The organism is Rhizobium sp. USDA 4016, from assembly GCF_056279705.1.
The window spans coordinates 1605365-1618773 of record NZ_JBWCCY010000004.1 but is presented as its reverse complement, the minus strand read 5'-3'; the positions used below and the strand labels follow the sequence as shown (position 1 = coordinate 1618773).

The 13409-nt window shown below is 60.1% G+C and carries 11 protein-coding genes and 1 pseudogene; 2 read left to right on the top strand and 10 right to left on the bottom strand.

Annotated elements, in window-relative coordinates:
* Window positions 1–56: 56 nt before the first annotated feature.
* On the top strand, window positions 57–1262 hold the full coding sequence (locus ACZ9DP_RS23090) for a GTP-binding protein (RefSeq protein ID WP_476203691.1): 1206 nt from the start codon (window positions 57–59) through the stop codon (window positions 1260–1262).
* Window positions 1263–1498: 236 nt separating this feature from the next.
* On the opposite strand, the gene ACZ9DP_RS23085 is transcribed toward ACZ9DP_RS23090, so the two are convergent.
* Window positions 1499–2236 carry an adenylate/guanylate cyclase domain-containing protein gene (locus ACZ9DP_RS23085; protein ID WP_476205460.1) on the bottom strand — a complete coding sequence of 246 codons (738 nt, stop codon included), beginning with the start codon at window positions 2234–2236 and terminating at the stop codon, window positions 1499–1501.
* 240 nt (window positions 2237–2476) lie between these two features.
* Between ACZ9DP_RS23085 and ACZ9DP_RS23080 the strand changes: the two genes are divergently transcribed.
* Window positions 2477–3127 carry a glutathione S-transferase family protein gene (locus ACZ9DP_RS23080; RefSeq protein ID WP_476203690.1) on the top strand — a complete coding sequence of 217 codons (651 nt, stop codon included), beginning with the start codon at window positions 2477–2479 and terminating at the stop codon, window positions 3125–3127.
* Window positions 3128–3240: 113 nt separating this feature from the next.
* On the opposite strand, the gene ACZ9DP_RS23075 is transcribed toward ACZ9DP_RS23080, so the two are convergent.
* The 9 genes and pseudogenes from ACZ9DP_RS23075 to ACZ9DP_RS23035 form a co-directional block, all read right to left on the bottom strand.
* A complete protein-coding gene (locus ACZ9DP_RS23075; protein ID WP_476203689.1) occupies window positions 3241–3672 on the bottom strand; it encodes a nuclear transport factor 2 family protein in 432 nt (143 codons plus the stop codon).
* Window positions 3673–3911: 239 nt separating this feature from the next.
* Window positions 3912–4226: an RcnB family protein gene (locus ACZ9DP_RS23070; RefSeq protein ID WP_476203687.1), complete on the bottom strand. Its 315-nt coding sequence runs from the start codon at window positions 4224–4226 to the stop codon at window positions 3912–3914.
* 146 nt (window positions 4227–4372) lie between these two features.
* Window positions 4373–4880, bottom strand: a pseudogene (locus tag ACZ9DP_RS23065) (GNAT family N-acetyltransferase).
* Between the two features lie 2 nt (window positions 4881–4882).
* A complete protein-coding gene (locus tag ACZ9DP_RS23060; RefSeq protein WP_476203686.1) occupies window positions 4883–6496 on the bottom strand; it encodes a glycoside hydrolase family 43 protein in 1614 nt (537 codons plus the stop codon).
* 93 nt (window positions 6497–6589) lie between these two features.
* Window positions 6590–7621, bottom strand: coding sequence for an L-glyceraldehyde 3-phosphate reductase (mgrA, locus tag ACZ9DP_RS23055; RefSeq protein ID WP_476203685.1), 1032 nt, complete (start codon window positions 7619–7621; stop codon window positions 6590–6592).
* 68 nt (window positions 7622–7689) lie between these two features.
* Window positions 7690–8823: a Gfo/Idh/MocA family protein gene (locus ACZ9DP_RS23050; protein ID WP_194729897.1), complete on the bottom strand. Its 1134-nt coding sequence runs from the start codon at window positions 8821–8823 to the stop codon at window positions 7690–7692.
* A gap of 9 nt (window positions 8824–8832) precedes the next feature.
* Window positions 8833–9594: a sugar phosphate isomerase/epimerase family protein gene (locus ACZ9DP_RS23045; protein ID WP_074068600.1), complete on the bottom strand. Its 762-nt coding sequence runs from the start codon at window positions 9592–9594 to the stop codon at window positions 8833–8835.
* Between the two features lie 35 nt (window positions 9595–9629).
* Entirely contained in the window at window positions 9630–12089 is a 2460-nt protein-coding gene (locus tag ACZ9DP_RS23040; protein ID WP_074068602.1) for a beta-mannosidase, read from the bottom strand.
* A gap of 232 nt (window positions 12090–12321) precedes the next feature.
* On the bottom strand, window positions 12322–13407 hold the full coding sequence (locus ACZ9DP_RS23035) for an ABC transporter ATP-binding protein (RefSeq protein WP_476203684.1): 1086 nt from the start codon (window positions 13405–13407) through the stop codon (window positions 12322–12324).
* Window positions 13408–13409 lie beyond the last annotated feature (2 nt).

The window sequence follows — 13409 nt, the reverse complement described above, 5'->3', positions numbered from 1 at the left end:
GTGCTCGCCTTTTTCAGGCATCGTTCTGTAATGATATAACATTTGTACGGTAGACCATGGATAAGAGACTTCCCGTCACCGTGTTGTCCGGCTTCCTCGGGACAGGAAAGACGACGCTGCTCAACCATGTGCTCGGCAACCGCGAAGGCCTGCGCGTTGCGGAAATTGTCAACGACATGAGCGAGGTGAATATCGATGCGGCGCTTGTGAGGGGCGGCGGAGCGAACCTTTCGCGCACGGAAGAGCAGTTGGTCGAAATGACCAACGGCTGCATTTGCTGCACCCTGCGCGACGATCTCCTAAAGGAGGTCAGGCAGATCGCCGACCAGGGCCGGTTCGATTACCTGCTGATCGAATCGACCGGAATTGCCGAGCCCCTTCCCGTCGCGACCACCTTCGAATTCCGCGACGAGGACGCCGCTAGCCTTTCTGACGTCGCCCGGCTCGACACCCTGGTGACGGTGGTCGACGCCGCCAATCTGCTGGCCGACTACGCGTCCTACGATTTCCTCGCCGATCGAGGCGAGACGGCCGGCGATGGCGACAACCGCACGATCGTCGATCTCCTCGTCGAGCAGATCGAATTTGCCGATGTCGTCGTGCTTAACAAGGTCGAAACGGCAACGCCCGAACAGCGCGACGCGGCGCGCAAGATCATCGCCGGGCTCAATCCGGATGCGAAGCTCATAGAAACGGATTTCGGCCGCGTTGCGTTGAAGGATGTGCTGGGAACCGGCCGCTTCGACATCGACAAGGCCGAGACCCACCCGCTCTGGTACAAGGAATTGCACGGCTTCAAGGACCATGTGCCGGAGACAGAGGAATACGGCATCACCTCCTTCGTCTATCGCGAAAGGCAGCCCTTCGACCCGGTGAAATTGCAGGCCTTCCTCGACCGGACCTGGCCGGGCGTCATCCGCGCAAAAGGTTTCTTCTGGCTGGCGACGCGGCCGCACTATGTCGGAGAGATCAGCCAGGCGGGTGCGATCGTCAGGACAAGCAAAATGGGTCTCTGGTGGTCGGCCGTGCCGAAAGAGCAATGGCCGCGCGAACCGGGCTTCCGAAAGGCGATCGCCCCTTATCTCGATCCCGTCTGGGGCGACCGCCGGCAGGAGATCGTCTTCATCGGCGCCGATCCGATGAACGAGGACTGGATCCGAAGCGAGCTCGACGCCTGTCAGATAAAATCGGAACGCTTCACGCCCGAGAAATGGCGGAATCTCCCCGACCCCTTCGCAAGCTGGGCACTGCACGCAGCATGACGGCAATCGCAATCAGGCCGTTTCGCTGTATCTGCGAGGAATGTGAACCGCTGCCGCCGATCGAGGGACTGAGCGAGCCCCCTGAGAATGGGGCTGCGTCTCGCGGGATCTCGCCAAGGGAGATTCTGCTATCTGCAGCCAAAAGCTGCGTTGGAAACGGAAAGCCGCCTGGGTAAACGAAAGCGCGGCCCGGCCCTAAATGCGCGGTATTCAAGCGACCCGGCATTCAACGGTGCTCAGATCGAGTAAAGCTCAATCGGCTTCTCAAAGCCCTTCAGGCGGTATGCCCGACCTTTGCTGTCGGCCGTTTGGCTCTGCGCCCGCTCACAAGCGGCCTTGGTGACGAGAATCCGCCCTGCGTCAGCGACTGACTGCGCGCGAGCGGCAGTATTCACAACCGTTCCAATCGCAGTCAGGTCGCGATGCGATCGGCCGAACTCTCCGAAGCTGGCCTCGCCGGTGTCGATGCCGATGCCAATGCCGAGTTCACTTCCGTCCAGCCCGGCACCCTCAGCCATGTGACGTTCACGACGCAACTGGCAGCGGCGCTGAATCTCCCGTGCAGCGAGCACAGCACGTTCGGCGTGGTCCTGGTGGTGGATCGGAAAGTTGAATATTGCCATGATGGCGTCCCCGACCGTCTTGTTGAGAAGGCCGTCGTATTGCCAAATGGCTGTGGCACATTCATCGTAGAAATCATCCAGCAGCGACGAGACAGTATCTGCCGAAAGCGACTGCGAAAGCGTCGTATAGCCTCTCAGATCCGCAAAAAGCACGGATACATCAACAGTGATCTTGCGGGCTTTCATCACGCGTGTGAACATGAGTTCGCAAATCGTGCAGGTGTTCGGATTCATCCGGCTCGGGCGGATGCCGAAGGCGCGGAAGGGAATGGAAGCCGGTCCGCGCAGAGGCACCGGGAGGCGCATCTGCTGCCAGCAGCCCTTGCAAATCCTGGATCGAGAAAACGACATCTTGCCGCCGCCCTGTTTGCGTGCCGTTTCGCGATTTTCGCACATCCGGGCCGGAAAATCCTCAAAAAAGCCTGCCGTTGTTTTGCAACCGGGACCGCGTCATCAGAAGTCCCATTCCACGATTTGCGACAATACAAACTGGCGAAAGAAATTCATGGATGAAGGGGCGATCGCAGACATGGGTGTCTGAATCTCGTTTAGCCACTCGTCTTCAAGACAGACGTCCTATGGAGAACAGCGATGACTATCACTATTACCGCCTTTGAACGGTCGCCCGATGGCGGCAAAGGTCTGGCGCGTGACATGCGCGCTCGCTGGGCGTTCGAAGAGGTTGGCGAGCCTTACGAAGTTCGTCTTCTTTCGTTTAAAGCAATGAAGGAACCCGCGCATCTCGCGCTTCATCCTTTCGGGCAGATTCCGACCTATGAAGAAGGCGATCTCACCCTGTTTGAGTCGGGGGCAATTGTGTTCCATATCGCGGAGCGCCATGCGGGCCTGCTGCCGGACGATGCGAATGCCCGGGCGCGCGCGATCACATGGATGTTTGCCGCGCTCAACACGATGGAGCCGACGATCGTCGATCGCGAAGTCGCTAGGCTCCTGGAGGGCGACGAGACTTGGTACGAGCAGCGCCTGTCTGTCGTCGAGGAACGCATCCGTAAGCGGCTGAGCGAACTTTCCGATCGCCTTGGCGATGCCGACTGGCTAGACGGCGAGTTCAGCGCCGGCGACCTTCTGATGGTGTCGGTGCTGCTCAGGCTGAAAGGATCGGGCATACTGGACGAATATCCGAGCCTCTCCGCCTATGTCGCCCGCGGTGAAGCGCGGCCCGCATACAAGCGTGCTTTCGACGCTCAGTTGGCGGTTTTCATCGCCGCATCGACCGGCTGAGAAAAGTCCGCTCTGGGCGGCTCGAAGCGGTCATGCGAGTCTCGCTCAGTTATGGATCCTGACCCCAGGAATCGCGCGACGGAGCGGTGTCGTAATCGGGCAGCGAGCGGACTTCAGATGATGCCGTGCTTCCTTAAAAGCTCCTGCTCGTCGCCTGATACCCAGCCGAAAACTTTCGGCTCCCCGTCCAGCTCTTGGACGAAGTAGTGAACATCAAAATCTATCGCTACGTCCGATTGATCCTTGCGGACATAGGTTGCCCTCCAAGCGACTTGGGCCACGCAATGATGTTCATCTATGGGCGAGAGGCGGACATTGCGTATCCGCATCTCCTTCGTCCCTATCGCCCGATAGTGCGCATAACCTTGCGCCATGACTTGCTTGAGTTGATCGTCGTTCTTTCCAGTCATCACCCCAGCGGGCGAGGCAGCTATGAAGTCGGATGCATACAAAGATGCGACCTCATCCATGTCTATGTCGCCGCCGAGGGACTGCTTGAAACAGCGTTCGTATCGCTCGAAAAGCTTCCTTACGCTGGCCTCCATGGTTTCCTCTCCGACTGCAGATAGTTCTGTAGTGTCGTGAGCCGAAAAGACCCTATCGCGAAGTTCCCGATTAAAGCGCCAGATTTGCAGCTGATTCTTACACCGTCGCAAAATTGGACTTTTGCCAGCACCAGCATTCACCAAGGCCTCGTGAAAATATCTTCAATAAGTCGAGCCGCCCGCAGCGTCTTGCTGCGAGCGACTTTAGAGCCCAAAGGTGGCTTTTTAAAAACGCCCGATCAGCGGGCAGCGATGATGCTCGAGACAATCCCGCTCGTGACGCCGATCAGCAGGAACTCGTTGTCGACCCTGACCCAGCGGTAGCCGCGCGGCGGCGCCGACAGGCGGTAGCGGCGGTAGTCGCGGACTTCGGCCATGTGGCGGCGTTCGGCAGCCGTCATGCGATGACCCTTCGTCCAGCGGTATTTGTGGACCACGACCTTCTTTTCGACAATGATCGGACGGCGGTGCTCGGCAGCACTTGCCTCGGATGCAAAAGCAATCGGCGTAATCAGGAAGGAAGCGGAAAGCAGGGTTGTGAATATCTTTCTCATCGGGGGGATCCTCGTGTTGAACACCCCCGAAACTACGTCCACGAAGGTGAACCGAATCTGAAAATCAAATTAAACTTTTGTAATAGAAACCGATGCTTATAAGCATAACCTTATATTTAGCTTCACCTTTTAAAGCGGCCGCGCATTTAAGTCCGGCTGGAGATCAAAGCCATGTTGACGACGTTGAGATAGCGGCCGTCGATATGAACGGCGTCCTTGCTCACGCCCTCGCTGACGAAGCCGGCCTTCTCGTAAAAGGCGGATTGCGCGGGCATTGTCGGCATGGACGCTGAGTTCGACCCGTATGATGTCGTATTCCCTTGCCTGCTTCAGCGTCGTCTCCATGAGACGCAATCCGAGGCCCTGTCCGCGGTGGGCAGGGATGATGCCCATGCCGAGCGTTCCTCGGTGCGCATGTGCCGGGCGGGAATGCCGGCGGATATCGCACCAGCCGATCACCCCGCTGTGCTTTACTGCGACAAATTGCGGATGCCTGTTCTCGATCATGTCGAGAACGAATTTCCGTGTATCTTCAAGCGGCGGGGCCTCAAGGAAGGTGAGATACATGCGTTCACGCGCAACAACGTCGAGAGCCTGGTGATAGCTCTCGATGTGCCGGACGGCGATCGGTTCGATGACGATATCGGGCGCCATTTTCAAAGCTCTTCGTAGTTGAACCAGTCGAAATCGGCTGTCTTGGCACGCCCAGATGTGTCGAAGGCGAAGACGCCGGCGAAGGCACCGGTGAAGGAGCCGTGCTCGCCGCGGCCACCCTCGTCGGAGACAACGCCGGCATCGAGAACCGGGCCGATCGGCTGCCAGGCGCCCTTTCCTTCCGTCTGCCAGAAGAACTGCAGGTCGTTGTCGCGGATTTCCATAGAAAGCTGGACGCGGCCTTCCGCCGGAAGGGCGACGCCGCTGCCAGCCGGGAAGCTGAGACGGCCATTCGGATAATCCCCATTGCAGGAAAGGATGGTGACGCAACGGCCGAGCTTTTCGTGCAGCGTCACGGCTACGGCGTGCAACTTGTGGCGATTGTAGTAATGCGTCAGGCCGGCGACCTGCTGGTAGGTGTCCGGGTCGAACTCTACGACAGTCTCGGCTCGGAAACTGTGATGCTCCTGGCGGCGGGCGACGAGCGCCTGCTCGAACCACGAGCCGATGCTTTCGCGGGCGATGAGGCGCAGATGGCCGGGGCGTCCGGTCAGATCGAAGATGCGCTCCGGCTGCGGCGTGCGCAGCCACTGGAAATCCGCAGGCAACTTGCCGCCATCGAAGCTATATTCGGTGCGAACCGGTTTTTCGGCGCGAACCGCGCCCTTGAGGCCCGGAACTTCGACATCCGGCACCGTCGTGCCGTTTTCGAGGTAGAGCCAGCCGTCCGCCTTCCAGACGCATTTCTGCAGGCTGGTTTCGCGACCAAGCGTGCAGCGGCGCTTCGGCGGCAGCGGCCGCCCGCAGAGATGCGTGTGGTAGACTTGCCCGTCGGGCGTCTCGACATACTGCCCATGCCCTGCCCGCTGCAGAACGGCTTCCGGATTGTCCTTGGAGGTAATGAGATGGATATTCGGATGCATCTCGTAGGAACCGTCGATGTTGCGCGAACGCGCCATGGTGACCGCGTGATCATAGCCCGTGCCGCCTTCGGCGGTCGTTAGATAATAGTAGCCGTTGCGCTTGAAGAGATGCGGGCCTTCGACAAGGCCGAGCGGGCTGCCGGCGAAGATGTTCCTGATCGGACCTTTCAGCGCCTTCGTGACCGGATACCATTCCTGAAGCAGGATGCCATCGAAGGCCGGATGCTTGGGCGCGCCGCCATAGCTTTCCGTGCGGTGGTTCCACTGCATGTTGACGAACCACTTGCGGCCGTCGTCGTCATGGAAGAGCGACGGGTCGAAACCCGAGGAGTTGACGTAGACCGGATTAGACCACTCGCCCTCGATGGTCGGCGAGGTGACGATGTAGTTGTGCGCGTCCTTGAAGTTGCCGTCGAAGCGCTTGACATCGGTATAGACCAGCCAGAACTGCCCATCGGCATAGGAAAGACACGGCGCCCATACGCCGCAGCTATCGGGATTGCCGCGCATGTCGAGCTGCGATTGGCGCTCCAGCGGACGGCGCACCAGTGTCCAGTTCACCAGATCGCGCGAATGGTGGATCTGCACACCCGGATACCATTCGAAGGTCGAGGTCGCGATGTAATAGTCGTCGCCGACGCGGCAGATAGACGGATCGGGATTGAAACCAGGCAGAACGGGGTTGCGGATCATGACGGCTGCTCCTCCGGATAGCCGCAGACTGCGGCACGTACGTCAGACTGAATGAGAAACGCCCGGCAGTTTCCGGCCAGGCGTTGCTTGCGCTTATTCTCGCTCTGCGGATTTCGCCCAGAGATTGACGTCGGCCTCGCGGGCGTAGACATCGATCTCCTTCAGCTCTTCCGCCGTGAACTCAAGATTGTCGAGCGCCTTGACGCAATCGACGATCTGCGACGAACGGCTGGCGCCGATCAGCGCCGACGTCACCCGGCCGCCGCGCAATACCCAGGCGATCGCCATCTGCGCCAGCGTCTGGCCGCGGCGTTCTGCAATGCTATTCAGCTTGCGGATGTTGTCGATGATCGACGGGCGGATGAAATCACGCTTCAGGAAGTGGTTCTGAGCCGCACGGCTGTCTTCCGGGATGCCGGCGAGATATTTGGTCGTGAGCATGCCCTGCGCCAGAGGTGAAAAGACGATCGAGCCCATGCCGGCCTCGTCCAGCGTATCGAGCAGCTTGTCGTCCTCAACCCAGCGGTTGAGCATGGAATAGCTCGGCTGGTGGATGAGGCACGGCGTGCCGAGATCCTTGAGGATCGCGGCTGCTTCCCGCGTGCGCTGCGAATTATAAGAGGAAATGCCGACATAGAGCGCGCGGCCGGAGCGGACGATATGGTCGAGCGCGCCGCAGGTCTCTTCGAGAGGCGTATCCGGATCGAAACGGTGCGAATAGAAGATATCGACGTAGTCGAGGCCCATGCGCTTCAGGCTCTGGTCGCAGGAAGCGATCAGATATTTGCGGCTGCCCCACTCGCCATAGGGACCCGGCCACATATCGTAGCCGGCCTTCGACGAGATGATGAGTTCATCGCGCAGGCCCACGAATTCGGTACGAAGGATCTCGCCGAAGGCGGTTTCGGCCGAACCTGGAGGCGGGCCGTAATTGTTGGCAAGGTCGAAATGGGTGATGCCGAGATCGAAGGCAGTGCGGCACATGTCGATCTTGCGCTCATGCGGCGTGTCGTCGCCGAAATTGTGCCAGAGACCGAGGGAAACGGCAGGAAGCTTCAGGCCGGAGCGGCCAGTGCGGTTATACTTCATCTTCGAATAGCGGTCGGAAGCCGGTTGCCAGCTCATGGTCCTGATCCTTTGGAAAAGTGCGCGCGAGCCGGAAAAGCCCGCGCGGAAAATAGCCCTTTGGAGGCCTACTTCAAGAGCGCCTGAGCCTCTTCGATGCCAAGCGCGGCGGGCTGCGTGCAGGTCGTCGTGAGCTCCACGAACCTGCCCTCCTCGCCCGATTTCAGGATCGAGGTCATGACGTCGACGCCATGCAGCGTGCGCTCCAGCGAGCAGCGGGCATCGCGGCCGTCGATCAGCGCCGCGACCATGTCAGCAAGACCTGCCGTGCGGTAGTTGGCGCGCGGGCCTTGCGGGCTTTCCTGGTTGAACCTGCCGAAGGGATGCTCCCAGGCTTCAAGCGGCTTGATGTCCTTGTCGCGGCCGCTGGCCTCGACGACGCCGCCAAAGAAGTTCGGGTCGGGAACGAAAAGGGTGCCATCGGTGCCGTAGAGCTCCATATTGGCATGGCGATGCGACCAGACATCCCAGCTCGCCGTCAGCGTCACCGTCGCACCGCTGACGAATTCCAGCAGTGCCTGGACCGTCGTCGGCGTCTTGACCGGAATCGTCTCGCCGTGGCGTGGCTGGCTGGTGATTGTGCGTGTCTCCGACGCCATCGAGGTGATCGCGCCGACGCGCTTCACCGGGCCGATGAAATTGATGAGGTTGGCGATGTAATACGGACCCATGTCGAGGATGGGACCACCGCCCGGCAGGAAGAAGAAGTCCGGGTTCGGATGCCACATCTCCATGCCCGGCCCCATAACATAGCAGGCGCCGGAGGTGATGCGCCCGATGCCACCCTCGTCGACATATTTGCGGGCAAGCTGGTGCGCACCGCCGAGGAAGGTGTCCGGCGCGCAGCCGACGGAGAGCTTCTTCTCCTTGGCGATGCGGCGTAGATCCTCACCCTGTTCCAGCGTTAGCACGAGCGGCTTTTCAGAGAAGACGTGCTTGCCGGCCTCAAGCGCCGCCTTTGAGACCGGATAATGCGCATCGGGGATCGTGAGGTTCACGACGACGTCGATCTCGTCATTGGCAAGAAGCTGCTCGATGGTCTGAGCGGTGACGCCGTATTCCTCGGCGCGAAGTTCGGCTACCTGCACATTGATGTCCGCGCAGGCCAGAATTTTCAGCCCCTTGAAGAGGGGCGCGAGCGAAAGGTAAGTGGTGGAGATGTTGCCGCATCCGATGATGCCGACGCCAAGTTCCTTGGTCATGGTTTGCCCTCAGTAGGTCTTGAAGGATGCGATCGAGCGGGTGATCAGGCGATCGATGTCGCTCGGATTGTCGTGCTCGACGACGTAGTGCTTCACCCTGGTGCCCTTGAGCGCAGCGATCAGCTTGGGCCAGGCAAGTGTGCCGTGACCGATATCGGCCCAGCCGTCCTCGTCCTTGTTCTCGCCGACCGGCGCGATGTCCTTGACGTGTACGGCAGTGATGCGTGAGCCGAGCTTCTCGATCCAGGCGAACGGATCCGCCCCGCCACGGACGACCCAGGCGATATCCGCTTCCCACGAAATGTCGGGCGCGCCTTCGAAGATGCGCTCGATTGGCAGCGAGCCGTCGGCAAGCTTCACGAATTCGAAGTCGTGATTGTGCCAGCCGAATTCGTAGCCGGCGTCCTTATAGGGCTTGGCCATTTCCTGCAGGCGCTTGCCAAACGCAAGCCAGCCGGCGCCGTCCGCTGGACGCTGGTCGGCGGCAAGATGCGGTGCGTAGATCGAATCCATGCCGAGCGTCTTTGCGATGTTCAGCGATTTCTTGACTTCGCCGTCGAGGAAATCCGGGCTGAAATGGCCGGTTGCCATCGTGAGACCATTCTTGTCGAGATCGGCGCGCAGGCCCTTCAAATCAGCGTCGTTGAGATCGGCATAGATGCCTCCGAAGCCTTCGACCTCCGAATAACCGGCCTTGCCGAGCTTTTCGAAGATTGCCGAATAGGGCTGGAAATTGCGGGCGCTATAAAGCTGGAAACTCAGTTTCGTCATCATTTTCTCCTCGGGCCTCGTGCCCTTTCTCAAAATCAATCTGCGGACTGACAGGAATGCAGGTCGTAGAAACGGAAGTCCGGAAGCTCGCCGTCTTGGAGCGGCTTTGCCGGGGTAAAGAGGATGCGGCGGGTCTCGCCAGCTGCCAGATCGAAGGCATTGTCGGAATATTTGCCGTCGGTCTCGGTCTCGATCATCACGAACAGCGCCAGTCCCTTGGCGGTGACATTGAGGCAGACCGAGCCGTCTTCCTCGACATATTCGCGGGTCACCTGGAGACCGGCAGGCTCCAATTCGAGTGCCTTGTAGGTGCCGTGAACGTAGTGCCCCTCACCGCCCATGCCGTTCGACGCCGTGAAGCGCCAGCCAAGCAGCGTGCCCTCGGGGATATCCGAGACATTGATCGCCGTTGCCGTCACGGCAGCATCCGGCGTGCAGACGGCTTGGATATCCTTCAGGTGCCTGCGCTCGCCCTTCATCGTCAGAATGGAAATCGATAGATCGGCGCTGACCTCCGAAAGCGTGTCGTTGACCAGCGAGAATCGGATCGTTTTGCCGTCCTCCGATGGAATGGCGGCCACGGCGACCGGCTGGAAGAATCGCTTGACGAGATAGTGCATCGCCTTCCAGCGCCCGCCGTAGTCGAGGCTCGACCAGGACGCGACCGGCCAGGTGTCATTGAGCTGCCAGTAGATCGTGCCCATGCAATGGGGTTTGAGCGACCGCCAATATTCCACCGCCGTCTTGATCGCCAGCCCCTGCTGGATCTGGCTGAGATAGACGAAGTTCGGAAAGTCCTTGGGGAAGCGGAAATAGCGGAACATCGTGCCCGCGATCCGCTCATTGCCGCCGGCATTCTTTTGATGCAACTCCATCACCGGTGACGCGATGTTCATGTCCCTCTTATCGGCATAAGTCTTGATGACCGGCAGTGAGGTATAGGACTGGAAACCGAATTCGGAGCAGAAACGCGGCCGCACCGAGCGGTAATTGTCGAACGACTTGTTTTCGTGCCAGACCGACCAGTAGTGCATGTCGCCGGAGCCATCGGCATGCCAGGCGTCGCCGAAATCCAGATAGCCGGAGGCCGGGCTCGACGGCCACCAGATCGCACCTGGCGCCGCCTTCTTCATCGCCTGCTCGATCGTGCGGTTTAGCCGATCATAGGAGACGAGATAGCGGTCGCGGTCCCGCTTCGGCTCGTCGAACCAGGTAAGCGCACCGACCAGTTCGTTATCGCCGCACCAGAGCGCGATCGAGGGATGCGAGGCCAGGCGTTTGACCTGATAGTCGACTTCGAGCGCGACATCGTCGAGGAAGTCTTCTGTCGAGGGATAGAGGTTGCAGGCAAACATGAAATCCTGCCAGACCATGAGGCCGAGCCGGTCGCACAGGTCATAGAACCAGTCGTGCTCGTAAAAGCCGCCACCCCAGACGCGGATCATGTTCATGTTCGCAGCTTTTGCCGACTGCAGCAGGTCCTCCGTCTTCTCCGCCGACGACAGCGAAAACAGCGCATCCGCCGGAATCCAGTTCGCACCTCGGCAGAAGATCTCGCGGCCGTTGACCTTGAAAGCGAAGCGGCTGCCGGCCGCATCCGGCGTAGTGATGAGTTCGACGGTGCGAAGGCCGATCTGCTTCGTCACCACATCTGACGGCAGATCGACGGTCAGCGCATAAAGCGCCTGCTCGCCGCTGCCGGAAGGCCACCACAGTCGCGGTTTTTCGACATAGAAGATATGATTGACCACCGTCTCGCCGGCATTGACACCGACATCGAGTCGGATACGTTCGCCGTCGAGCGCGAAGTGCACCGGCACGATGCCGGGGTCCTTCGCGAAGAGCGTTGCCGTGACCTGCAGTTCGACGCTGCCGTCGAGGCTATGCGTCTGGCGCGTCGTGACGTGCTCGATGCGCGCCGTCTCGAGTTTCTTCAGTGCGATCGTGCCATAAAGCCCGAGCGGCGCGATCGCGATGTTCCAGTCCCAGCCGAAATGGCATTGCGGCTTGCGCAGCATATTGCCGTTGGCGATCGGCGAGTTGCCCGGGTGATAGGGTACGTAGAAAGGCTGCCTGCCCTGCCGCTCTGCGCCGGCGGCAATGCTCGAATGCAGCACGACGCGGATCGTGTTTTCACCTCCCTTCAACATGCTCGAAACATCCGGCCGGTAGCGGCGAAAGCAATTGTCGGCCGCTAGCACGACGAAGCCGTTGATAAAGACAGAGGCAACGGTGTCGAGGTAATCGATGTCGAGATACCAGTCGCCTTCGGCATCATCGAGCTGGAAGCTTCGCTCGAGCACCCAATCCCGATGCGCGACCCACTGAACCTGCTCTTCGTTGCGGCCGAAATAGGGATCCGGAATGAGCTCTGCCGCGTGAAGCGCCGTATGGAGGTCGCCCGGAAGCGTGATCGATGTGGTGACTTCGCCTTCAGCGGAGGCGAGTTGCCAGGAACCGGAAAGATCGATGGACGAAGTATTGGACGTGGTCATTCTCTGATCTCGAACATTGGAACGAGGATGCCCTCGCTTGCCCAGGAGCACGTGACTGCCCCTCACCCTAGCCCTCGCCCCGCCTGCGGGGAGAGGGAACTTGCCGAACGCAATATTGCGATCGGGGAAGGCGCTGCGGCATATCTGCTTCTCCCAGTCTGCGGGAAGAAGGTGCCAGGCAGGCGAATGAGGGGCTGGTTACCGCCCTCGCCCACCGCACACTCGCCTCCTCCTAAATTCTCTCCTCCGTCTCAGCATCGAAGAGCGATGCCAGCGACATGTCGAAGCTGAGCTTCACCGGTGTTCCCACCTTGAAGCGGCGCGCGCCATTGATGCGCACCGACATCGTGTGACCGGCGTGCTTCAGCCAGAGGAGGTTGTCGGCGCCCATCGGCTCCTCGATGTCGACGGTCGCATCATGCACTTCGGGGCCGAGATTTTCGTCGACCTTGATGTGCTCCGGGCGCACGCCGAGCACCACCTTGCGGCCCGATTGCAGCGGTTGAGCCGCATCATAGCCGTCGAGCGAGAAGCTGATGCCGTTAGATCTGAACACCGTCTTGTCGCTGTTCTTGGTCAGCTCGCCGTGCAGGAAGTTCATTGACGGCGAGCCGATGAAGCCTGCGACAAAAAGATTGCGCGGCCTGTTGTAGATGGTCGTCGGATCGTCGAGCTGCTGAATGATGCCGCTTTTCATGATCGCGATGCGGTCTGCCAGCGTCAGCGCCTCGATCTGGTCGTGGGTGACGTAGATCATCGTGTTTTTCAGCGACTGGTGCAGGCGCTTGATCTCGACGCGCAATTCCGAACGCAGCTTGGCATCGAGGTTAGACAGCGGCTCGTCGAACAAGAACACATCGACATCGCGCACCAGTGCGCGGCCGATCGCCACGCGCTGGCGCTGGCCGCCGGACAGTTCGGCGGGCTTGCGCTTCAAAAGCGGCTGGATCTGCAGGATTTCGGAGGCGCGCGCCACGCGCTTGTCGATCTCGGCCTGCGGCACCTTTGCAACGCGAAGTCCGAAGGACAGGTTCTTCTCGACACTCATCTGCGGGTAGAGCGCATAGGACTGGAACACCATGCCGATGCCGCGGTCCTTGGGCTCTTCCCAGGTGACGTTCTTGCCCTTGATGAAGATCTGTCCCGCGGATGCATCAAGCAGCCCGGCGATGCAGTTGAGCAGCGTGGACTTGCCGCAGCCGGACGAGCCGAGCAGGACCAGGAATTCGCCGTCGTTAATGTCGAGGTTCAGGTCCTTGAGGACGCTGACGGCGCCGAAATTCAGCGACAGATCTTTGATGGAAACGCTTGTGTTCATGA

What these genes read in the sequence shown, in the direction of transcription:
- ACZ9DP_RS23035 (WP_476203684.1), bottom strand. Translation starts at nt 13,407, where the DNA reads ATGAACACAAGCGTTTCCATCAAAGATCTGTCGCTGAATTTCGGCGCC.
- ACZ9DP_RS23090 (WP_476203691.1), top strand. Translation starts at nt 57, where the DNA reads ATGGATAAGAGACTTCCCGTCACCGTGTTGTCCGGCTTCCTCGGGACA.
- ACZ9DP_RS23070 (WP_476203687.1), bottom strand. Translation starts at nt 4,226, where the DNA reads ATGAGAAAGATATTCACAACCCTGCTTTCCGCTTCCTTCCTGATTACG.
- ACZ9DP_RS23040 (WP_074068602.1), bottom strand. Translation starts at nt 12,089, where the DNA reads ATGACCACGTCCAATACTTCGTCCATCGATCTTTCCGGTTCCTGGCAA.
- ACZ9DP_RS23045 (WP_074068600.1), bottom strand. Translation starts at nt 9,594, where the DNA reads ATGACGAAACTGAGTTTCCAGCTTTATAGCGCCCGCAATTTCCAGCCC.
- mgrA (WP_476203685.1), bottom strand. Translation starts at nt 7,621, where the DNA reads ATGAGCTGGCAACCGGCTTCCGACCGCTATTCGAAGATGAAGTATAAC.
- ACZ9DP_RS23075 (WP_476203689.1), bottom strand. Translation starts at nt 3,672, where the DNA reads ATGGAGGCCAGCGTAAGGAAGCTTTTCGAGCGATACGAACGCTGTTTC.
- ACZ9DP_RS23080 (WP_476203690.1), top strand. Translation starts at nt 2,477, where the DNA reads ATGACTATCACTATTACCGCCTTTGAACGGTCGCCCGATGGCGGCAAA.
- ACZ9DP_RS23060 (WP_476203686.1), bottom strand. Translation starts at nt 6,496, where the DNA reads ATGATCCGCAACCCCGTTCTGCCTGGTTTCAATCCCGATCCGTCTATC.
- ACZ9DP_RS23085 (WP_476205460.1), bottom strand. Translation starts at nt 2,236, where the DNA reads ATGTCGTTTTCTCGATCCAGGATTTGCAAGGGCTGCTGGCAGCAGATG.
- ACZ9DP_RS23050 (WP_194729897.1), bottom strand. Translation starts at nt 8,823, where the DNA reads ATGACCAAGGAACTTGGCGTCGGCATCATCGGATGCGGCAACATCTCC.